Genomic DNA, 21,213 nt, shown 5'->3' with positions numbered 1-21,213 from the left:
AGACCTGCCTACAAGGCCATGAGGTTACAGCCCCGGAGATCAGAATGGTCAAATCTTCCCAGAATTTCAAAGCTTCCTCCGGGATGCAGTTTCCCAAGGTCCTGGGTGGCTATAAAGCTGCAGGAATACAGGTTGGCAAGGTCTATTATATTCACACCCCCGGATTTACCATGGGATAAAAGTGTCAAAGGATCTTCAGGATCCCTTATCATTACCCGCATCCAGGTAGGACATTCAAATTTTCCATGTCCCCTGGAATAGGCCTGTGATAATAATTCGGTCATTCCGTATTCACTATGGATATTGACTGTGCCAAACCCCTGTTTTAATAGGGTATGAAGTTCTTCCCTGATCATTTCTTTTTTCCTTCCCTTCATGCCACCAGTCTCCATAACCACTGTATTTTTTAAGGAAAAGGTGTATTTCTGGACAAGATCGAGCAAAGCAAAGGAAACGCCAATTAGTAATACCCTGATTCCACTGGAGTCCAGTTCGACCAACTTCTGGGCAAGTTTCTTATGCTCGTGGAGGTAAAATCCGCTCTCCGGATGGCCAGATTTATTGATAAGGTCATTAACCATGTATACCAGTGAGGACCCTTCCCTTTCCAGATAGGAAGGCAACAGGGCAAGGATGCAGTAGTCTTCTGGATCCCCATAGAAAAGCCGGAAGGATTTCAGGAAACTGTTTCTGTATACAGAAGCCTTTGCCACAAGGTGTTTGCTAGTAAGCTGACCCGTTGTACCGCTGCTTGTAAAGGTTAGCTCAGGAGTAATTTTACCGGTTAAAATCTGATGGGATTTGAAAAACTGTATAGGCAGGAAGGGGATTTCTTCAACCTTACGCACCTTGTCAGGGCTTAACTGAAGGTGTTTGCAAAATGCATTGTAGACAATGTTTTCCCGATATTGATAACGGAAAATTTCCAGAGCAAGAGAGTCGAATTCGGTAGGACTGCAAGTAAATATTTTCCGGGAATCCATTATCCTTTTATACCTCCAGCAAAAATAGCCAAAATAAAAGCACTGCTTTTGACAGTGCTTATTTCTTTGGGGTAAGGCTGGTGTTATTTCACCACCAGTTTGCGCCTCATGGTTTTTTTGTTCTCAACAACCTGAATTACATAAACTCCCGGGACAAGCCTGGAGATATCCAGAGCGTTTGTTCGCATCCTGTCGGTTAGTACTACTTTCCCGAATACGTCAAATACGGAGATATCCTTAACCGCATTGTTTTTCGTTGTTATATAAACCACGTTGTTATAAGCCGGGTTTGGATAGAGGTTGAAGTTGGTTATTTCGGTATCTGCAACTGAAGTGATACCTACTTCCTGCTGAGCAGAAACAGGCAAAGCCAGACCCATAAAAAGGAGTAAGTAGATTAACTTCATGCACATTGATTTGGGATCAACACCTTAAAAATATGTTTTTAATAAACAGTTCCGAGGGATTTGTTGTGAACGCGCAGATTTTGTAGGTAAAGAAAAACCATCCTCCCATTCATCGATAAAACCGAACATTTTATCGATTGAGAGTTAAACTGATTTTTACTTGAAATCCTGGTTTATTTTACGATAAGCTTACGTGTCGCAACCTTGTCCTTTTCAAAAACGCGGAGCACATAGATCCCGGCTACCAGGTCCGAAAGATTAAGTTCATTGCCCAGTATAGTAGTTTCTTTAACCTGGGTCCCAAAAACATCGAAGATGAGGATTTTTTTGGGTGCATTCTGATCGGTCTGAATGAAGACCTTGCCGTTAGTTACAGGGTTGGGATAAACTTTGAAGCCCTTTATATCTCCAGATGACGGTTTTTCCTGTGCGTAAGACAGGGAACAAAAGACCAGTAAGCATACAAGGTAAAAGTGCTTCATGCAAGCTATATAACAAATTGTATACCACAAAGATAGCTTTTTTGAAAATCGCGTCAAGAAGGGCAATTGAATTTTAACCAAAAATTCGTTGAAATGCACTTTATCGATAATTGCGAGCATTTTATCGGTGAAAATAAGGAAGCAGTATGCAAATAAGTGTGCACCAACCGGCAAAATTGGCGTATAAGCACGGCCAATGTTAGGAAAACGTTACCGCCGTTTAAATCAATGTTAACCTCATTATACCTAGAAGTATTATCTTTACTTTTGATGGGATTAACCAACTTGGGACCATGAAAAAGGAGGACACAAAAATACTTTTGGTTGACGACGAGCCAGATATTCTTGAAATTTTAAAATACAATCTTTCCTCACAGGGATATCAGGTATACACTGCAAAAAACGGGGCAGAAGGTGTTGAGAAAGCCAAAAAGAAACAACCTCACCTCATTATTCTTGATGTGATGATGCCCGAAATGGACGGTATTGAAGCTTGTGAAATCATTAGGCGTACCAAGGGCCTTGAGAACACTATCATCACTTTCCTCACAGCCAGGGGAGAAGATTATTCCCAGGTAGCAGGCTTTGATGCGGGGGCGGATGATTATATTACCAAGCCCATCAAACCTAAGGTTCTGCTAAGCAAGATCAAGGCCTTGTTGAGAAGGCTTAAGGAAGACGAGGGCATGAAGCAGGATGAGGTGATGAAAGTAGGCCATATTGTAATTAACCGGGAAGAGTACAAGGTTATGAACAAAGGCCAGGAAATAATACTCCCCAGGAAGGAATTCGAATTGCTTGCCCTGCTGGCATCAAAGCCCAACAAAGTATTTAAAAGGGAGGTAATCCTGGATAAGGTCTGGGGGCAGGAGGTGGTTGTTGGAGGTCGGACCATCGACGTGCATATTCGCAAACTGAGGGAAAAAATAGGGGACCAGCACTTCAAAACGGTTAAAGGAGTGGGGTACAAGTTTGTGTTGTAATGTCCGCAACCCGTCTCAAGAAATCGTATAAATTTGCCCTCCGTTCAGCCATCTATATTTCCATATTAGTTGTAGGGCTCTTCATCACATGGCTGTGGTATGTAGACGATTTGGAGCAGAATTGGTATTACATCCCTATTGTTGCCTTAGCTATTTTTCTTTCCTGCTTCCTTGTCATTCAGATCCGAGTTGAGCGCTTTATATATCGTCGTATAAAACGCATTTATGACGATGTCTCCCTGCTGGAGTCCAGTCCGCTTAGATCCAATCCCGTAATCACGGATATGGCCACTCTTACCCGGGAGATAGAAAAGTTTGCCGAAGACAAAAAAATAGAGATTGACACCCTGAAGATCCGGGAAGAATACCGCAAGGATTTCCTGGGTAATATCTCGCACGAACTAAAGACTCCTTTGTTTACCGTGCAGGGCTATATCCTGACCTTGTTAGATGGTGCTATGGACGACAAGAATGTGCGAAAGAAGTATTTACAGCGAGCAGCTAAAGGGGTAGAGCGATTGATATATATTGTGAAGGACCTGGACATGATCACCAAGCTGGAAATAGGCGATCTGAACCTCAAACTGGAAGATTTCGACATCATTGAACTGATTCAGAATGTATTTGACCTGCTCGAGATGAAAGCTGCCAAGAAAGAGATTGCACTAACCTTTGATATGGATTACAAGGAGCCTATAATGGTGCATGCAGATCGGGAAAAGATACAGCAGGTGGTTAGTAATCTCCTTGTAAACTCCATAAAATACGGCCAGTACAACGGGACCACTGAAATTAGCGTTGAAAACCTGATAAAGAACAAGGTCATTGTCAGGATAACCGATAATGGGGAAGGAATACCTCAGGAGCATATTTCGCGGATTTTCGAAAGGTTCTACAGGGTAGATAAAAGTGGTAGCCGCAAAGAAGGGGGGTCAGGACTTGGTTTGTCTATTGTGAAACATATCATAGAAGCACATGGTGAAAAGATCTATGTGGAAAGCGTTCCCGATGTGGGTTCAGAGTTCTCATTCACACTGGAAAAGACCACAAATGAACCAACTCAGTCTTCTTCAGAATCAGAACTGCTCAACCAGGCATAACTTAATGCCTGTTTTCAATGTTTTAACGGTCTAAGAAAATCACAGGCATAGCATATCTTCCTCTTTTTGACAATAGATGTTTCCTTAGCTTTGCTAAATAAAATCTTATTCTGTGGGGAGTAAAAACAAGCTAAAGCGTTTTCGGGAAAATAAAACCTTCGGCAATGTAATTCAACCAACCAGGCAGGAGGTAGTAGACGGAGATTTTTCATATCGCGGGCGCTGGTCTGAATATTTTGGTAACGATCTGCCTATTGTTCTGGAACTGGGTTGCGGGAAGGGCGAGTATACCGTAGGGCTGGCCAGGAAATTTCCGGATCGCAACTATATCGGGGTCGATATTAAGGGTGCCCGGTTCTGGAGGGGTGCAAAAACTGCCGTGGAAGAAGGCTTAAAGCAGGTTGCTTTCTTGAGGTCCCAGATTGAATTGATTGACCTTCTTTTTGCCGAAAATGAAGTTTCCGAGATATGGATAACCTTTCCGGACCCCCAGATTAAGTACAAACGGACCAAGCATCGCCTGATCAATGAGCGATTCCTGGATAAATACCGATCCATACTCAAGGATGATGGCGTTGTGCATCTGAAAACCGATAGTGAATTCATGCACGGTTATGCCCTTGGATTGCTGCACGGTTTACGGCAGGAGGTACTGTATGCCAACCACAATGTGTACGTTAATGAAGGGAGTCCGCCTGAAGTACTCGAAATACAGACATTTTACGAAAATCAGTATCTTGAGGAAGGAAAACCAATCACATACATCAAGTTCAGGCTAAGCTGACCCATGTCTCATTTGCTCATTCTGTTTTTTGCCACATTCTCCGCCGCTTTTATGGCTACCGTTCCTCCTGGCCTCCTGAATATGAATGCCGCCAAAACCAGTGTGGAGAAGGGCAAGGCCAATGGCATTATTTTTAGCCTTGGCGTTTCAACAATGATTATGCTGCAGGCCTATGTAGCAGTGCTCATTTCCAAGTTCCTTTATCGAAATCCGGAGGTGATCGATTTTCTGTTGAAACTGGCGATTGCAATATTTGCATTCTTTGCGGTTTATTTCTTTATATCTGCCAAGAATCACAAGAAGAAAAAACTGAGACTTACCAAGGTTAGCAGAAAGAACAGCTTTCTGAAAGGGCTGCTGCTCGCTGCCCTGAATCTTCTTACAATACCCTATTATGCCGGAATAAATGCCATGTGGAATGCCTCTGGCTGGATAAAATTCGAGCTATGGGACGTGCTTACATTTATACTGGCAGCGGGCTCCGGCACTTTTACCGTACTTTACTTGTATACCGTTTACTTTAATAAACTGGAGAAAAAAACGAGCGCCTTTTCTCGCAATTCAAATTATGTCCTGAGTTTGCTGATGCTAGTGCTGCTTATGATCACCATTATCCGAATCTTCTACAGGTAGATGAAAACAGACAAGCAAAATTTTTTTGAATCGGTATACCAGGTAGCCAGTCAGATACCCTACGGCATGGTAACCTCCTATGGCGCTATAGCCCGCTACCTCGGTTCAGCACGTAGCGCACGTATGGTAGGCTATGCCATGAACGGTGCTGTAGCCCGGGAAGATGTTCCTGCACACAGAGTGGTGAACCGCAAGGGATTACTTACGGGGAAAAACCATTTTGGCGGCAGCAAACTGATGCAGCAACTCCTTGAAAACGAAGGGGTAAGGATTAAGGATGATCAGGTTGTGGATTTTGATAGCCATTTCTGGGATCCGGCCAGGGAATTGTAAATCAGGGATAAGTATGAAGAATTCCCTAATCACCTCCTTTTCAGGAGTTCCTCTTCCTAATTTCCCGGTCAAACCTTATCTTTGCAGCCTATTGAGCTTAAACTACAGAACATCAGCAAATGGCAGCATTATTCACTAAAAATCAGGTTTTACAGGCTTTAGAATCCATAAGTGTTCCCGGGGAGGGACAGAATATGGTTGAAAGTGGAGCTGTTAAGAACGTACAGGTTTTTGGAGATGAGGTAGTGGTGGATATCACAATCCAAAACCCCAGTCTGCAGGCGAGGAAAAAAACTGAGGTTGAGATCCTGAAGACTATCCATGACAAGGTTTACCAGAAGGCCAAAATTACTGTTAATGTCAAGGTAGATGCCCCTGCACAGCAAAAGGCAAATGAGATTAAGGGTAAGCCCATACCTGGAATTAGCAATATCATTGCGGTTGCATCCGGTAAAGGAGGGGTTGGAAAATCTACGGTAACAGCTAATCTTGCCGTTTCCCTGGCTAAAATGGGATTTAGGGTAGGCCTGCTGGACGCCGATATCTATGGCCCTTCCATGCCCATAATGTTCGATGTGGCCCAGGCCAAACCCCTGGCAGCAGATGTTGGTGGTAAGTCCAGAATGGTCCCGGTTGAAAACTACGGGGTAAAGATGCTTTCCATTGGGTTTTTCACACAGCCAAACCAGGCGGTAATCTGGAGAGGTCCCATGGCAGCCAAAGCCCTGAACCAGATGATTTTTGATGCCCATTGGGAGGAACTGGATTTCTTGCTGATCGATCTGCCTCCCGGAACTGGCGATATCCACCTGAGTATTATGCAATCCCTGCCAATTACCGGTGCAGTTGTGGTGAGTACACCCCAGGAAGTTGCACTGGCCGATGCGCGTAAAGGCGTAGCTATGTTCCAGCAGGAAGCGATAAATGTTCCTGTACTGGGAATAGTGGAAAACATGGCTTACTTTACCCCGCAGGAACTCCCTGATAATAAATATTACATCTTTGGGAAAGAAGGTGCCAAAAATCTGGCTGAAGACCTGAAGGTTCCCTTCCTTGGAGAGATACCCCTGGTTCAGAGTATTCGGGAAGCTGGCGACGTGGGAAGACCCGCAGCTATGCAAACGGCTACACCCGTTGAAATTGCTTTTGAATCCCTGACCAGAAATGTGGTTAGTGAATTGGTTGCAAGGAACAAAGACCTGCCCCCAACAGAGGCAATAAAAATAACTACCATGGCGGGCTGCTCCGCTGTGAAGAAAAAATAGATATGACTTCAGAGGAATTAAAAATAAAAGTTGAGAACGCTCTGGATGAGATACGTCCGTTTCTGCAAAGCGATGGGGGTAATATATCCCTGATAGGTATTGAAAACGACAAGGAAGTTGTGGTACGGCTTGAGGGTAATTGTGTTGGTTGCAGCGTTAACCAGATGACCCTGAAAAGCGGGGTAGAAATGACCATCAAGAAGCACGCTCCTCAGATCGAAAAAGTTACCAATATCGACGCCTAGTATTAAATCCTTGCCTGGTAGGTAAAGAGATGATAGTACCTCCCTTCTTTTGATATCAATTCGTCATGGGTGCCGCGTTCTGCAATACGCCCGTCTTCTATTACCAAAATTTGATCTGCCTTTCGGATTGTACTAAGGCGGTGAGCAATGACAAAGGTTGTCCTTCCAGCTGTTAAGGATGCAAGGCTCTTTTGGATCAGTGCCTCGCTTTCAGTGTCTAAATTGGATGTTGCTTCATCCAGAATGAGTATCCTGGGGTTGGCCAGGATGGCACGGGCAATAGCAATACGTTGTCTTTGTCCGCCGGACAGTTTTATACCCCGCTCGCCGATCAGGGTATCAAGGCCATCATCGAACCGATCTGTAAACTCATCAACATAGGCGGAACGAACAGCATTCGTGAGGTCAGCGTCTGAAGCCTGGGGACGGGGAAACAATATGTTTTCGCGTATGGTTCCTTCAAAAAGGAAATCGTCCTGCAGTACAACACCCAGGTGTTTGCGATAACTTTCCAGATTGACCTTTGAAAGGTCGTATCCATCAACCGTGATTTTTCCTTTCCCGGGCGTAAGGAAACTGGCTGCCAGGCCGGCAATCGTGCTTTTTCCGGAACCTGAACTTCCAACAAGGGCAACAACTGAACCCGGTGTAACCTCAAAATTGATGTCTTCCAGTACCAGTTTGTCCTCCTCATAAGCAAAAGATACCGCCTCAAAAACAACATGCCCCAATACTTCCGGAATACGCTCTGATCTTTCTTCTTCCAGGGCTTCCGGTTCCATATTCATCAGCTCTTCCGTACGATCCAGCCCGGCAAGGGCTTCTGTTAGCTGGCTCCCGATATTGCTCATTTGTACGATTGGTGCCACCATCAGACCCAAAAGGAAGGTGAAGGTGAGGAATTCCCCCACCGTCAGGGTATCCATCATGATTTTGTACCCACCAAGTCCCATGATACCAGTTGTTGCTACTCCCAGCAGAAAAGTGGATGAACTGGTCATGACAGCTGTAGCGGTAAGGCTTTTTTTGATGTTCTGGTATAACCTGTGGACACCTTCCTCAAATACACCGTGCTCCTGTACTTCAGCATTGAAGCCTTTGATTACCCGGATTCCCCCGAGGGTTTCCGTAAGGCGCCCGGTTACCTCGGCATTGATCTTGCCCCGGTTTCTGAATATTGGCCGGATTATTTTAAAGGCTTTCAGGGCAATAACTGCAAAGATGCACAGGGGGATCAGGGCAAACAATGTCATGCTGGGACTAATCCTCAAGAGCAGAATGAGGGAAACCACGGCCGTTACGGTGCCTCCTACCAACTGAACAAGCCCCGTACCAATAAGATTGCGCACTCCTTCCACATCAGACATGATGCGGGAAACCAGCTCGCCGGACTTGGTATTGTCAAAAAAGCGAATAGGTAATGAGAGCACCTTCTTTTGTACTTGTGCCCGCAATTCGGATATCATAAACTGGGCCTGCACACTGAGAATTCTGGTCAACAGGAATGAGGTTACAGCTTGAATGAGGATAGCAGCAATGACAATGCCCACCAGGATTTTCAACATGGAGACATCCTTGTTGGGAATTATGTCGTCCATCAGATATTTCAGGGACATAGGGGCAACAAAACTTGCCGCCTTGCTAATGACGATCAGCAGTAAACCAATAAAAACCAGATTGCGACGAGGCCAGATTATGGTTTGGAAGGCTTTTAAAATGCTTACCCGTTTTTCGGACATAGTTTATTTTTGGATGGCTCCATAAATTGGACGTTGCAAGATAGGCTAAATAGGTCAGTTGCCATGGATGAGAACGTACCAGAATTAAAGTCTAAAATTAGCAAATACGCCCTGTGTGAAGTATTTTCAACACCAAAATTTACTAGACTTATGAAATATCTGGGAATACTCTTAACACTGTTATTCCTGTCTTGTGCAGGCAATCAGGAAATGCCAGAAAGGAATCGTTGGGAATCTCATGCCTCCAATACTACCATTATCCGGGATGACTTTGGGGTACCCCACATATATGGCAAGACCGATGCTGATGCCGTGTTTGGGCTGCTTTACACCCAGTGTGAAGACGACTTCCCCAGGGTGGAAAGAAACTACATCTGGGCTATTGGGCGACTGGCAGAAGTGGAAGGGGAGAGCGCCCTTTACAGTGACCTGAGGGCCCGTTTGTTCATGACTAAGGAAGAGGCTATAGAGGCCTATGAATCAAGCCCGGAATGGCTAAAAGAGCTCTGCAGGGCATTTGCGGATGGCATTAATTATTACCTGCACACCCATCCCGAAGTGCAGCCAAAATTGCTTACACACTTTGAACCCTGGATGCCAATGTATTTCAGTGAGGGGTCCATAGGGGGGGACATTGAACGGGTGTCCGTAAGCAAATTACGCAGTTTTTATGAAGGAGGAATCACTTTTCCAGAGGCCCATAGCGAATTGGAAGAACGCAAAAAGGCCGAAATAGAACCTCAGGGTTCAAATGGAATAGCCATCTCGGGCAATCTCACCCAGTCGGGAAATGCCATGCTGCTGATTAACCCTCACACTTCTTTTTATTTCAGGGGAGAGGTACACGCGGTTAGCGAGGAGGGTTTGAATGCCTATGGAGCGGTAACCTGGGGACAGTTTTTCGTCTATCAGGGATTTAACGAAAAAACGGGATGGATCCATACATCAACATATACTGATGTGATTGACGAGTTTGTTGAAGAAATAGTAGAGGTGCAAGGAGAGCCTTTTTATGTTTATGGGGAGGAGTTAAGGCCGGTGGAAACCTCGGAGGTGACCCTTAAGTTTAAAACGGAAGATGGGATGAAGTCGAGGACCTTTCCGGCATACCGGACCCATCACGGGCCCCTGACCCATAAGGAGGGGGAAAGGCCTGTTGCAACTGCCATGATGTGGGATCCGGTTAAGGCCCTTGAGCAATCGTATGTTCGCACCAAGCAGGATAATTATCAGGGTTTTCGCAAAATGATGGATATCCGGACCAATTCATCAAACAATACGGTTTATGCCGATGCCGATGGGAACATAGCCTATTTTCACGGGAATTTCATTCCCAGAAGGGATACCCTCTTTGACTATACGAAACCTGTTGACGGAACCAATCCAGCAACAGACTGGAAGGGGCTTCACACCGTAGATGAAAACATTCTTATACTGAATCCTGCCAACGGGTGGATTCAGAACTGTAATTCTACTCCTTTTACGGCTGCTCTGGAATACAGTCCAAAGCGGGAGGATTACCCAAAATACATGTCCCGTGATCGCGAAAATTTCCGTGGTATTCACGCTATAGACCTTTTAAAGGACCGGGAAGGATATACGATCGACAGCCTTATTGCCCTTGCCCATGATCCTTACCTCCCGGCTTTTGCCGCACTGATACCAGGTCTGGTAGCCGCTTATGATGCTCTTCCTCAAGCCAATCAGAGTATGAAGGAAGCAATAGAGGTGCTCCGGAATTGGGATTACCGCACTTCAAAATCTTCTGTAGCCATGACCCTGGCGCACTACTATGGTACTCATTACGGGCGCAAAGGTGATCGGCCGTTTCAGATGAGTGATATGGAACTCATGACCTATTTTGGCAAGGATTCTCCGGAGGAAGAACGCCTTGCTATTTTCAAAGGGGTACTGGATCAATTGACTGAAGATTTCGGGACCTGGAATATGCCCTGGGGCGAGGTCCACCGCTACCAGAGACTTAACGGGGACCTTCGCCAACCCTTCAATGACAACAAACCCAGCATCCCTATTGGATTTGCCTCTGGCCGATGGGGAGCACTTGCGGCCTATGGCGCGCGTTATACCAATAATACCAGAAAGATTTATGGAACCCGTGGGAATAGCTTTGTAGCGGTAGTTGAGTTTGGTGAAAAAGTAAAGGCAAAAACCATCCTGGCAGGGGGTCAGAGTGGTGATCCTGCATCTCCGCACTTCAATGACCAGGCACAGCGGTATGCAGACATGGAGTTCAAAGATGCTGCGTATTACAAGGAGGATGTGCTGAAACGGGCCAGGGAAACCTATAAACCCGGGGAGCGATAAGGATTATTCCTGCACTACGATAAGGGAAGCCTTGGAACCTGTAGATAACAGCCATTTGTTGGAATAAAGCAGCTTTCCATTTTCGTCGAACACATCTACCTGGGCCGTATTAGGCCCGCTGGTTCCCTGGTTAAGGGCCTCAAAATCCAGGCGATTAAAACCCTTGTCCAGATCAATATTGACACCCTTAAAATTGCCGGTAAGCAGGATGTTGGGTTCAACAACAATATCATTGACATAGACCTTTACCCGATCCCCGTCCACAAATTCGTGATCCCTGCAAACCACTCCAATAAATTTTGAACTGGTCTTTACATCTCCAAGGTACATATCACCAAAGAATTTGCCTGAACTATTGCGTTCTCCTTCGCCCACTTTGGGATCGATTTTCATATCAAAACCTGCCTGTTTCAATTGCTTTTCCGGGAGCATTTTTACGTTGCGTTCCTTAAGAGGATCTTTGAATTTGGCATCAGGGTTTTTGTCGAGGATAGAAGGCATATTCAGAGCCGTGCCTTTATTGGGGATACTTTTTACCTCTAGCTTTTTCTCAGCAGAAATTTTCAGAGGCTGCCTTTTGGGTATATCCGTTTGCCCCCAGCCTGTGCAGGTAAAGATCAATGCTGAAATGAGGAGAAAAGCCGATTTCATAGCTTTTATTTTTCCATAAAATTAGCAAATACCTTGCCACAGGGTTAAAAAATGCTGTTAAATTCGATCAATGCCCGGTTTTAAACACTTCATAATCCGCTAATTGGGGCTAAACAGCGGTAATCTTTACAAATGGACATCACAAAATGCTTTAAATATTGGCTTCAGGAAGCTATTTCCAGCCAAAATACCCTGCAGATGTACAAATCAGAACGCTGACATTTATCATGAAATGGCTAAAACGGATATGTTAGTTTTACCTCGTGAATTATTGGTATTCACTAAAATTGAAAGGATTAAATTCAAGAGCCATGGGTATAAAGGCAGAAGAAACAGAGGCATTTGTTCACACAGGTGTGGTTTCTGAAATGAAAGGAAGCTCTATTATTGTTTCGCTGGACAAGAATGTCCATTGCGAGTCCTGTAATGCAAGAGGTGCCTGTGGTGTAACGGATACGGTAAACAAAACTGTTGAAATTAACAATCCGGAAGGCTCCTTTAAGCTCAACCAGCCTGTGGAAGTAATCCTGAAAAAGGATTTAGGGCAAAAAGCGGTCTACTGGGCCTATATCTTCCCTTTCCTTCTTGTGCTGGCAACTCTGGTAACTTCTTCCTTATTCCTTCCGGAATGGATGGCAGGTTTATTGTCGCTCCTGATCCTTATCCCATATTACGGAACCGTATATGCATTTAAAGATTACTTCAAAAAGAAATTCAGGATTTCGGTGCTGAGTATTTGATATATGATGACAGATTCCATATTACATAGTGCAATTTTGTTGGCCTTGCTGGGAACAGTGGCAGCCCTGGTACTCTTCGTGGTATCCAAAAAATTCTATGTCTACGAAAATCCTTTGATTGCTGAAGTGGAGGATCTTCTTCCCGCAGCCAACTGCGCAGGCTGTGGTTCTCCGGGCTGTAAAGCATTTGCAGAAAAACTCGTAAACACCGAAGATATATCAGATCTTTTCTGTCCGGTTGGGGGAAATGAAGTTATGAAGCTGGTTTCCGAAACCCTGGGTAAGGAAGTGGCGGAGAAAGATCCCACCGTAGCCGTGGTACGTTGCCAGGGAAGTTGTGAGGTCCGGCCCAAAACCACAGAATACCAGGGCCCAAAATCCTGTGCAATTTCTGCTTTGATATACAGCGGCGAAACGGATTGTCAGTATGGTTGTCTGGGCGACGGGGATTGTGTGGCGGCCTGCTCTTTTGATGCCATGTACATGGATGAAGCCACGGGACTCCCTGTGGTGATCACAGATAAATGTACCTCCTGCGGAATGTGTGTGGATGCCTGCCCACGGAATATTATTGAAATGCGCCCGAAAAAGAAAAGGGATCTGAAGATATATGTGGGGTGCCTGAACGAGGAGAAAGGCGGTATCGCCAGAAAGGCCTGTTCTGTAGCCTGTATTGGCTGCTCTAAATGTGTAGATGCCTGTCCCAAAGATGCCATAGTGGTAGAAAACAACCTGGCATACATCGATCCCGCTTACTGCACCCTGTGCAGGAAATGTGTTCCCGTATGCCCGACTAATTCGATAATTGAAACCAACTTTCCACCCAGGAAAGTGAAAAAGGCAGAACCTGAGGTTGCAGCTAAAGTTGAATCGGTAAAGGTGCAAAAAGATGCTTAGGACATTTCCAAAAGGGGGAATTCATCCTCCAGAAAATAAGTTGACTTCTTCGAAACCTATTAAAAGGCTCCCTTTGCCTAAAGTAGTCTATGTCCCCATTTCCCAGCATATCGGGATCCCGGCAGAAATAATTGTGGACAGGAAAGACAAGGTAGAGATTGGTCAGGTTATTGCAAAATCCGGAGGCTTCGTTTCTTCCAATATTCACGCGCCTGTGGCCGGCACGGTAACTAAACTGGACAAGATAGTAGATACCCGTGGTTATAAGAAGCAGTGTATTGTTATCAGGACAGATGCCAAGAATGAATCCAACCTGGAGGAAATAGAATATCCGCTCAGGAAGGAAATAGAACTGGAACCTGAAGAAATTTTACAGCGTATATCGGATTACGGTATTGTTGGACTGGGGGGAGCTACGTTTCCATCGCATGTGAAGCTTCAGATCAAAGAGGGAAAAAAACTAGACTGCCTGATCATTAATGGCGTGGAGTGTGAGCCTTACCTTACTGCAGATCACAGGCTTATGCTGGAGCATTCTGAAGAAATCCTGGTTGGCATCCGAATACTGATGCACGCACTGCATGTAGACAGGGCGATAATTGGAATTGAAAACAATAAAAGGGATGCGATAGACCTTTTTAAAAAGTTAACCACCAATGAATCCGGGATACAGATCGCGGCATTGAAGGTGAAATATCCTCAGGGGGGAGAAAAGCAATTGGTCCGGGCCCTGTTAAAAAGGGAAGTGCCCAAAAATGGACTGCCCCTCGATGTGGGTGTTGTAGTGCATAATGTAGGTACTGTTTATGCCATCTATCAGGCGGTTCAGCATAACCGTCCCTTGCTGGAACGTGTAGTGACCGTAACCGGGAAAAAACTGGATCAACCCTCAAACTTCTGGGTAAAAATAGGAACACCTATCAGTGATCTGATAGATGCCGTCGGTGGCGTACCGGAAAATACACGCAAAATTGTGAGCGGAGGTCCCATGATGGGTATGGCCCTCAAAAATATGGATGTTCCGGTTACAAAAGGCACCTCTGGTATTCTTGTTATTTCAGAGGATGAGGCAAGCAGGGGCGCTCCCAAGAATTGCATCCGCTGCGGGGAATGTGTGGATGTCTGCCCTATGGGACTGGAGCCCCACTTGTTGATGAACCTTTCAGAAAAGGGCATGTATGAAAAAGCATCACAGGAAGATATTCTCACCTGTATAGAATGTGGTTCCTGCAGCTATGTGTGCCCGTCGCATCGTCCGCTTCTCGACTATATTCGATTCGGTAAATCTATTGTAAAACAACTGGAAACGAAATCGGCCTAATATGAGCGGACAACCCTTCATTGTTTCAGCATCTCCCCACGTTCATTCAGAGCGGACCTCCGAAAAGCTCATGTACGATGTTGTCATTGCACTGATTCCCGTATTTCTGGTTTCGCTTTATGTGTTTGGAATTAATGCCTTTATTGCCACTGCTGCAGCAGTTGTTTCCTGTATTCTTTTCGAATACCTCATTCAGCGTTATATTTTAAAAAGCAGTGTTACCATTGGGGATGGTTCTGCCCTGATCACGGGAATCCTGCTGGCGTTTAACCTGCCCGCAGGGATTCCGATATGGATGATCGTTATTGGTAGCCTGGTGGCTATAGGTGTGGCTAAGTTGTCCTTTGGGGGTCTTGGGTATAACATATTCAACCCGGCTTTGGTGGGCAGGGTGTTCCTGCTGGTATCTTTCCCTGTGGAAATGACGCTGTGGCCAACGGCTGTTGAGAATAACACTACCCTGGTGGATGCCGTAACCGGTGCCACTACCCTGGGACTTATTAAAGAAGGTGTGCAATTTGGGCAGACTATGTCGGAAATCAGTGCACAACTTCCCTCTGCCATGGATATGTTCTATGGCATAACAGCCGGTTCCATAGGAGAAATGTCGGCCCTTGCCCTGCTCGTTGGAGGGGTTTTTCTTATCGTTCGAAAGGTGATTTCCTGGCATATCCCTGTTACAGTTCTGGTAACTATTGCAATTATGACCGGCATTTTCTGGTTGATAGACCCTGAACAATATGCCAGTCCGCTTATCCATGTGCTTTCCGGAGGGGCTATATTAGGTGCATTCTTCATGGCAACCGATCTGGTAACCAGTCCGGTCACCAAGAAAGGCATGGTTGTTTTTGCGATCGGGATCGGGGTGATTACTGTGGTTATCCGATTATGGGGTGCCTACCCGGAAGGTATTTCATTCGCCATACTGATAATGAATGCTTTTGTGCCACTGATCAACAGCTATTTCAAGCCCAGGAGGTTCGGGTCTAAAATCAAAGCTAAAATAATTTGATGGTGAAAAAGAAAGAATCAACGCTTATCAATATGGTGATTGTACTTTTTTTAATCACCCTGGCCGCAGGCCTTTCCCTGGGATATGTTAATGATATCACACTGGAGCCCAAGGCAAAAGCGCGGCTCGCCAAAAAAATGAGGGCTCTTAATGTGGTCCTTCCCCAGTTCAATAATAATCCTATCAGCGAAGGGCATTTGATGAAAATGGCGGATGTAAAAGATAGCGTGGAGATCTATCCGGCGGCTAAAGACGGCGTCTTTGTGGGGGCTGCAGTTACCGGCGTATCCGAAAGGGGATACAGCGGACTGGTAAAACTCATGGTGGGCTTTGAACCCGACGGGAATATTATAAATATTGCCGTGCTCGAACAAAAGGAAACCCCTGGGTTGGGTACCAAAATGAAGGGTGAAAAGTTCTTGCGGCAGTTCCGGGGAAAGCATCCGGCAGATTTTGACCTTAAGGTAAGGAAAGACGGAGGTGAAGTGGATGCCCTTGCCGGAGCCACTATTAGCACAAGAGCTTTTTCTGAGGCCACACAGCAGGCCTACGATGCGTATTTGGCGTTTAGGGAAAGGAATTTAAAATCGGATAAGTAAAGGATATGGGTAACTCTGGAGAACTCAAACAAAATTTCCTGAAGGGCATCATCAAAGAAAACCCGGTCTTTGTGATGCTTCTTGGGATGTGTCCCACCCTTGGGGTAACCTCCTCAGCCTTTAATGGCCTTGGTATGGGCCTGGCAACCCTGTTTGTTTTGCTTATGTCTAATATTGTAGTTTCCATCATCAAATCCCAGATTCCGAATAAAGTACGGATTCCTGCTTTTATCGTGATCATTGCTTCCTTTGTCACCATTGTGGAAATGGTACTGGAGGCCTATATTCCATTTTTATATGAACAACTGGGGATTTTTATTCCACTTATAGTGGTTAACTGCCTTATACTGGGCAGGGCAGAAGCCTTTGCCTCTAAAAATAACCTGATGGCTTCAGTGGTTGATGCCCTCGGTATGGGAATTGGATTTGTTATCGCACTTACTGCTTTGGGGGCAACCCGGGAGATTCTTGGTAGCGGCAGCATCTTTGAGTTCAGGTTTGTATCCGAAGATGCCAATACCCTGATCCTTTTTATATTACCCCCGGGGGCTTTTGTGGCGCTTGCCTATCTGGCCATTGCGTTCAACAGGTTAACTCATAAAGTCTTGTAGTATGGAATATTGGGTAATATTTGTAGGTGCCGTTTTCGTCAATAACATCGTATTGTCACAGTTTCTGGGGATATGCCCATTCCTGGGGGTTTCCAACAAAATATCAACCTCGGCAGGGATGTCAGGGGCAGTACTTTTTGTAATGACCATCGCCACTACGGTTACTTATTTATTGCATCAATATATCCTGGTCCCCATGGGCCTGGATTATTTGAGGACCATAACCTTTATTCTGGTTATTGCTGCCCTGGTGCAAATGGTAGAGATTATTCTCAAGAAAGTAAGCCCGCCTTTATACCAGGCACTTGGGGTCTTTTTACCTTTGATCACCACTAACTGTGCAGTCCTGGGTGTGGCTATCCTGGCCCTGGGTATGGAGAATGGAAGCTTGCTTAAGGCCGTATTCTTCGCTTTCTCCAGTTCGGTAGGATTTGCCCTGGCACTGATTGTCTTCGCAAGTATACGCGAGTTCCTGGAACTGGCAGATCTGCCCGAGGGAATGAAAGGCGTGCCGATTAATTTACTCGTAGCCGGGCTATTATCCCTGGCCTTTTTAGGATTTGCGGGCCTTGTTTAATCTTTGGTACGCCGTCCCAGGCTAATCTACCTCGTAGGTCTCTCCTGAAAAGAAGAGATCATCCGTTTTATGGAAATTAGAGTCTCTCTTCACTTTTTCCGTTTTATCGGCTGCTCTTTCTTCAAAAGTAATATCGGGAAAGCCCCGTATAATTCCCGTTACCAGGGGATACTCACTGCGTACCAGCATTTGATGCAGTGTGGGATCCTGCATCTGGGCATCGTGAACCAGCAGGTCTTCCTCCGTAATACCATTCTCTCCTATGGTTACCACTTCCAGTTTGAGCCCGTTAAGCACTAAGCCCTTATTCCTTTCTTTTCCAAAGATCATAGGCTTTCCATGCTCCACAAACAATTGTTTGTCAGCTCGAACCGCCTTATCGGTATACTTGGCAAAAGCACCATTATTGAAGATCGGGCAATTCTGAAGGACTTCAACAAGGGAAGTACCCTTGAATTTAGCAGCTTCTACAAACACCTCGGTCATTTCCTTAGGGGTATTACCTCCTACACGGGCAAAGAACCGGGCCTGAGCCCCAATAGCTAATTCTCCGGGCAGGAAAGGGGGCTGGATATTTCCATAAGGGGATGATTTGGTTCGCTGGCCCACAGTAGATGTAGGGGAAAATTGTCCTTTGGTGAGGCCATAGATCTCATTGTTAAAAAGGACAATGTTGATGTCCAGATTACGCCTCAGCAGGTGGATAAAATGGTTCCCACCAATTGCCATGGCATCCCCGTCTCCGGTGATAACCCAGACACTGAGATCCGGATTCGCCAGTTTTACCCCAGAAGCGATCGCGGGAGCCCTTCCGTGGATACTGTGCATGCCATAGGTGTCCATGTAATACGGAAAGCGGGAAGAACACCCAATTCCGGATATAAATACTACATCTTCCTTTCTTACGCCCAGTTCAGGCAATGCCTTTTGCATGGCCCTTAAGATCACGTAATCATCACATCCCGGACACCAACGCACCTCCTGGTCGCTGGCAAAGTCCTTAAACGTATATTGTTTTTCTGCTGTTTCCATAATTATCCCAGGAGTTCTTTAAATCGTTTAATTAATTCTGCATTTCCAAAGGGCAGCCCCTGAACCTTATTAAACTGTTCAAAGGAAATACCGTTGAAATTCATTCTGAGTATCGAAACGAATTGTCCGTTATTCAGTTCGCAGACAACTATCTTTTTAAATCGCCTTAATACCTCTTCCGTATTCTTCGGAAGTGGGTTGATGTAATTGAAATGGGCCAGGCCAACCCCGGAAACCCCACTTGAGGCCAATTCCTTTACTGCCGCATAAAGTGTTCCATAGGTGCCACCCCAGCCTACGACCAGTAACTCGCCTTCCTCGGCGAATTTCACTTCCAGATCCGGAATGTAGTTCTGAACTTTTTTGATCTTTTCCGCACGCACCTGAGTCATATGTTCATGGTTTTCCGGAACATAGGAAACCTGTCCGCTGAGTTTGTCTTTTTCGAGGCCTCCAACCCTATGCTCAAGTCCTGCAGTTCCAGGAACAGCCCAATCCCGGGCAAGGGTATCCTTATCCCGTTCGTAGGGATGCCAGGTATTCTTTGCTTCCCTTATGATACGATGTTTGATATCCGGCATTTCGGATACACTTTTGATCTTCCACGGAGCAGAACCATTGGCGATATAACCATCAGTAAGCAAAATAACCGGGGTCATATGCTCCAGGGTAAGCTTGCAGGCCTCATAGGCAAAATTGAAGCAATTTGCAGGAGTACTTGCGGCGATAACAATTACCGGGCTCTCTCCATTTCGTCCGTACATGGCCTGTAGCAGGTCTGATTGTTCTGTCTTGGTGGGTAAACCGGTAGAGGGCCCTCCCCGTTGCACGTCGACAACCACGAGGGGCAGTTCCAGCATCATGGCCAGGCCCAGCGCTTCACTTTTCAGAGCCAACCCGGGGCCTGATGTGGTGGTGATGGCCAGATCTCCTGCAAAGGAGGCGCCAATAGCCGAGCCTATTCCCGCAATTTCGTCTTCGGCCTGAAGTGATTTTACCCCAAAATGCTTGTGCTTGGCAAGCTCATGAAGGATATCTGAAGCCGGAGTTATAGGGTAGGATCCCAGGAACAATTCCAGCCCGGACTTTTCTGCCGCTGCCAGGAAACCCCATGCAGTAGCTGTATTCCCCATGATTATCCTGTATTTCCCCGAAGGCATTTTTGCCGGGGCCACGGTGTAGGAATTAGGGATCAGTTCCAGGGTTTCGGCGAAGTAAAAACCGGCATTGAGCACCTTGGTATTTGCTTCGATCAGGGCTGGTTTCCCCTTAAATTTCTTTTTGAAAAAATCTATGGTATGCTCCCGTGACCTATGGTACATCCAGTAGACCATACCCAGGGCAAACATATTTTTGCTTCGGGTAATGCTTTTATTATCCAGGCCCTCCACATCTTTCAGGGCCTCCTTGGTCAATGAGGTCATGCTGACTTCAATAACCTGATATCCATCTAGGCTTCCGTCTTCAAGAGGGTTTGAGCTATACTGTGCTTTCTCCAGATTTTTATGGGTAAATGCATCTGTGTCTACAATAATCCCGTGGCCAGCCTTCACCGCATGCAGGTTGGTTTTAAGACCCGCCGGGTTCATGGCTACCAGAAGATCCACATTGTCCCCCGGTGTACTTATCTCAACACTTCCAATATGTACCTGGAATCCTGAAACTCCGTATAAACTCCCCTGAGGGGCACGGATTTCAGCAGGGTAATTAGGGAAGGTAGCTACATCATTTCCAAACATTGCCGAAGTATCTGAGAACTGGGTGCCGGTTAATTGCATACCATCTCCTGAATCTCCGGCAAAACGAACAACAACAGCCTCAAGAGCTTGTTCCGATTGTTTTGTTTTTACCGTTGTCATGGATATTTATTTATCAGATTAGCGTAAGGATTACGCTTAAAAGTAAGTTCTTTCAAAGGTCTGAAAATTACCCCTTCTTTCATAGTGAAAATATGACATATATCATTAATGGCTAGGAAAGGTCACAGTATTTTAGCGGTAGTATTTTTAAAACTGAAGTTATGGCTATTATCATCACCGACGAATGTATTAATTGCGATGCCTGTGTTTCCGAATGCCCAAATAATGCCATTTATGAGCCCGATCAGGAATGGTCTTATTCAGATGAAACAGAGCTCAGCGGAATGACCACCACGCCTTATGGGGAAGAGGTGGATGCAGACGCCGAAAACGAACCGATATCTGAGGAGTTTTATTTTATAGTTCCCGATAAATGTACCGAGTGCAAAGGCTTCCACGATGAACCTCAATGTGCTGCCGTTTGTCCGGTTGATTGCTGTGTTCCCGATGAGGATCACGTTGAGACTGAGGAACAACTCCTGGCTAAGAAAGTCTGGATGCACGGGGAATAGTGCAATCCGGCACATAGTTTAAGAACTTATACTTCCATAATTACTGGAAGTTCCCCAACGGGGAACACCAGTGGGTCACCCCTTTGTACAATGTTGCAAAGGGGTGATTGTTTATGGGCTAAC

General features: G+C 45.6%; 23 protein-coding genes. 16 read left to right on the top strand and 7 right to left on the bottom strand.

Translation table 11 applies throughout. The annotated features are described in order from the left end of the window. Positions 1-8: 8 nt before the first annotated feature. The 3 genes from OO016_RS01255 to OO016_RS01245 form a co-directional block, all read right to left on the bottom strand. Positions 9-983 (bottom strand): LuxE/PaaK family acyltransferase, encoded by a 975-nt coding sequence (locus tag OO016_RS01255; protein WP_266010209.1) that lies wholly within the window; start codon positions 981-983, stop codon positions 9-11. 83 nt (positions 984-1,066) lie between these two features. Further along, positions 1,067-1,390 carry a T9SS type A sorting domain-containing protein gene (locus OO016_RS01250; protein ID WP_266010208.1) on the bottom strand — a complete coding sequence of 108 codons (324 nt, stop codon included), beginning with the start codon at positions 1,388-1,390 and terminating at the stop codon, positions 1,067-1,069. Positions 1,391-1,563: 173 nt separating this feature from the next. Next, on the bottom strand, positions 1,564-1,872 hold the full coding sequence (locus OO016_RS01245) for a T9SS type A sorting domain-containing protein (RefSeq protein WP_266010207.1): 309 nt from the start codon (positions 1,870-1,872) through the stop codon (positions 1,564-1,566). 293 nt (positions 1,873-2,165) lie between these two features. On the opposite strand from OO016_RS01245, the gene OO016_RS01240 reads away from it, so the two are divergent. The 7 genes from OO016_RS01240 (at position 2,166) to OO016_RS01210 (ending at position 7,215) form a co-directional block, all read left to right on the top strand. After that, positions 2,166-2,855: a response regulator transcription factor gene (locus OO016_RS01240; protein ID WP_266010206.1), complete on the top strand. Its 690-nt coding sequence runs from the start codon at positions 2,166-2,168 to the stop codon at positions 2,853-2,855. Next, positions 2,855-3,955: a sensor histidine kinase gene (locus tag OO016_RS01235; RefSeq protein WP_266010205.1), complete on the top strand. Its 1,101-nt coding sequence runs from the start codon at positions 2,855-2,857 to the stop codon at positions 3,953-3,955. The genes OO016_RS01240 and OO016_RS01235 overlap by 1 nt, the downstream gene beginning before the upstream one ends. A gap of 112 nt (positions 3,956-4,067) precedes the next feature. Beyond that, entirely contained in the window at positions 4,068-4,739 is a 672-nt protein-coding gene (gene trmB, locus OO016_RS01230; RefSeq protein ID WP_266010204.1) for a tRNA (guanosine(46)-N7)-methyltransferase TrmB, read from the top strand. A 3-nt stretch (positions 4,740-4,742) separates the two neighbouring features. Next, positions 4,743-5,372, top strand: coding sequence for a LysE family transporter (locus OO016_RS01225; protein ID WP_266010203.1), 630 nt, complete (start codon positions 4,743-4,745; stop codon positions 5,370-5,372). Beyond that, entirely contained in the window at positions 5,373-5,705 is a 333-nt protein-coding gene (locus OO016_RS01220; RefSeq protein ID WP_266010202.1) for an MGMT family protein, read from the top strand. Positions 5,706-5,824: 119 nt separating this feature from the next. Further along, complete coding sequence (locus OO016_RS01215) at positions 5,825-6,970, top strand: Mrp/NBP35 family ATP-binding protein (RefSeq protein WP_266010201.1); 1,146 nt, start codon at positions 5,825-5,827, stop codon at positions 6,968-6,970. A gap of 2 nt (positions 6,971-6,972) precedes the next feature. Then, positions 6,973-7,215, top strand: coding sequence for a NifU family protein (locus tag OO016_RS01210; protein ID WP_266010200.1), 243 nt, complete (start codon positions 6,973-6,975; stop codon positions 7,213-7,215). 2 nt (positions 7,216-7,217) lie between these two features. Here OO016_RS01210 and OO016_RS01205 read toward each other — a convergent pair whose 3' ends face one another. Further along, positions 7,218-8,954: an ABC transporter ATP-binding protein gene (locus tag OO016_RS01205; protein WP_266010199.1), complete on the bottom strand. Its 1,737-nt coding sequence runs from the start codon at positions 8,952-8,954 to the stop codon at positions 7,218-7,220. A 150-nt stretch (positions 8,955-9,104) separates the two neighbouring features. Here OO016_RS01205 and OO016_RS01200 point away from each other — a divergent pair, with 150 nt between their 5' ends. Continuing rightward, on the top strand, positions 9,105-11,279 hold the full coding sequence (locus OO016_RS01200) for an acylase (protein ID WP_266010198.1): 2,175 nt from the start codon (positions 9,105-9,107) through the stop codon (positions 11,277-11,279). Positions 11,280-11,282: 3 nt separating this feature from the next. Here the strand turns inward: OO016_RS01200 and OO016_RS01195 are convergent, their stop codons facing one another. Next, positions 11,283-11,930 (bottom strand): hypothetical protein, encoded by a 648-nt coding sequence (locus OO016_RS01195; RefSeq protein WP_266010197.1) that lies wholly within the window; start codon positions 11,928-11,930, stop codon positions 11,283-11,285. A 311-nt stretch (positions 11,931-12,241) separates the two neighbouring features. Here OO016_RS01195 and OO016_RS01190 point away from each other — a divergent pair, with 311 nt between their 5' ends. Genes OO016_RS01190 through OO016_RS01160 form a run of 7 tightly spaced genes read left to right on the top strand, consistent with a single transcriptional unit; the run spans position 12,242 to position 17,687 of the window. Beyond that, positions 12,242-12,670: a SoxR reducing system RseC family protein gene (locus OO016_RS01190; RefSeq protein WP_266010196.1), complete on the top strand. Its 429-nt coding sequence runs from the start codon at positions 12,242-12,244 to the stop codon at positions 12,668-12,670. Between the two features lie 3 nt (positions 12,671-12,673). Then, complete coding sequence (locus tag OO016_RS01185; RefSeq protein ID WP_266010195.1) at positions 12,674-13,567, top strand: Fe-S cluster domain-containing protein; 894 nt, start codon at positions 12,674-12,676, stop codon at positions 13,565-13,567. After that, a complete protein-coding gene (rsxC, locus tag OO016_RS01180; protein ID WP_266010194.1) occupies positions 13,560-14,888 on the top strand; it encodes an electron transport complex subunit RsxC in 1,329 nt (442 codons plus the stop codon). The genes OO016_RS01185 and rsxC overlap by 8 nt, the downstream gene beginning before the upstream one ends. A gap of 1 nt (position 14,889) precedes the next feature. Next, positions 14,890-15,900 carry an RnfABCDGE type electron transport complex subunit D gene (locus tag OO016_RS01175; RefSeq protein WP_266010193.1) on the top strand — a complete coding sequence of 337 codons (1,011 nt, stop codon included), beginning with the start codon at positions 14,890-14,892 and terminating at the stop codon, positions 15,898-15,900. Next, on the top strand, positions 15,900-16,499 hold the full coding sequence (locus OO016_RS01170; protein ID WP_266010192.1) for an RnfABCDGE type electron transport complex subunit G: 600 nt from the start codon (positions 15,900-15,902) through the stop codon (positions 16,497-16,499). The genes OO016_RS01175 and OO016_RS01170 overlap by 1 nt, the downstream gene beginning before the upstream one ends. 5 nt (positions 16,500-16,504) lie before the next feature. Beyond that, entirely contained in the window at positions 16,505-17,110 is a 606-nt protein-coding gene (locus tag OO016_RS01165) for an RnfABCDGE type electron transport complex subunit E (RefSeq protein WP_266010191.1), read from the top strand. A 1-nt stretch (position 17,111) separates the two neighbouring features. Beyond that, positions 17,112-17,687, top strand: coding sequence for an electron transport complex protein RnfA (locus OO016_RS01160; RefSeq protein ID WP_266010190.1), 576 nt, complete (start codon positions 17,112-17,114; stop codon positions 17,685-17,687). A gap of 21 nt (positions 17,688-17,708) precedes the next feature. On the opposite strand, the gene OO016_RS01155 is transcribed toward OO016_RS01160, so the two are convergent. Together OO016_RS01155 and OO016_RS01150 are read right to left on the bottom strand one after the other, a co-directional pair. After that, positions 17,709-18,719: a 2-oxoacid:ferredoxin oxidoreductase subunit beta gene (locus tag OO016_RS01155; protein WP_266010189.1), complete on the bottom strand. Its 1,011-nt coding sequence runs from the start codon at positions 18,717-18,719 to the stop codon at positions 17,709-17,711. A 2-nt stretch (positions 18,720-18,721) separates the two neighbouring features. Next, complete coding sequence (locus OO016_RS01150; protein ID WP_266010188.1) at positions 18,722-20,578, bottom strand: 2-oxoacid:acceptor oxidoreductase subunit alpha; 1,857 nt, start codon at positions 20,576-20,578, stop codon at positions 18,722-18,724. Positions 20,579-20,739: 161 nt separating this feature from the next. Here OO016_RS01150 and OO016_RS01145 point away from each other — a divergent pair, with 161 nt between their 5' ends. Next, positions 20,740-21,090, top strand: a complete 351-nt coding sequence (locus tag OO016_RS01145) for a 4Fe-4S dicluster domain-containing protein (protein ID WP_266010187.1) — start codon at positions 20,740-20,742, stop codon at positions 21,088-21,090. Positions 21,091-21,213: the final 123 nt, after the last annotated feature.

Source organism: Lentiprolixibacter aurantiacus (assembly GCF_026241225.1).
Classification (GTDB): domain Bacteria; phylum Bacteroidota; class Bacteroidia; order Flavobacteriales; family Flavobacteriaceae; genus Lentiprolixibacter; species Lentiprolixibacter aurantiacus.
The sequence above is the reverse complement of the archived record's forward strand: the minus strand, read 5'-3'. Positions and strand labels throughout refer to the sequence as shown.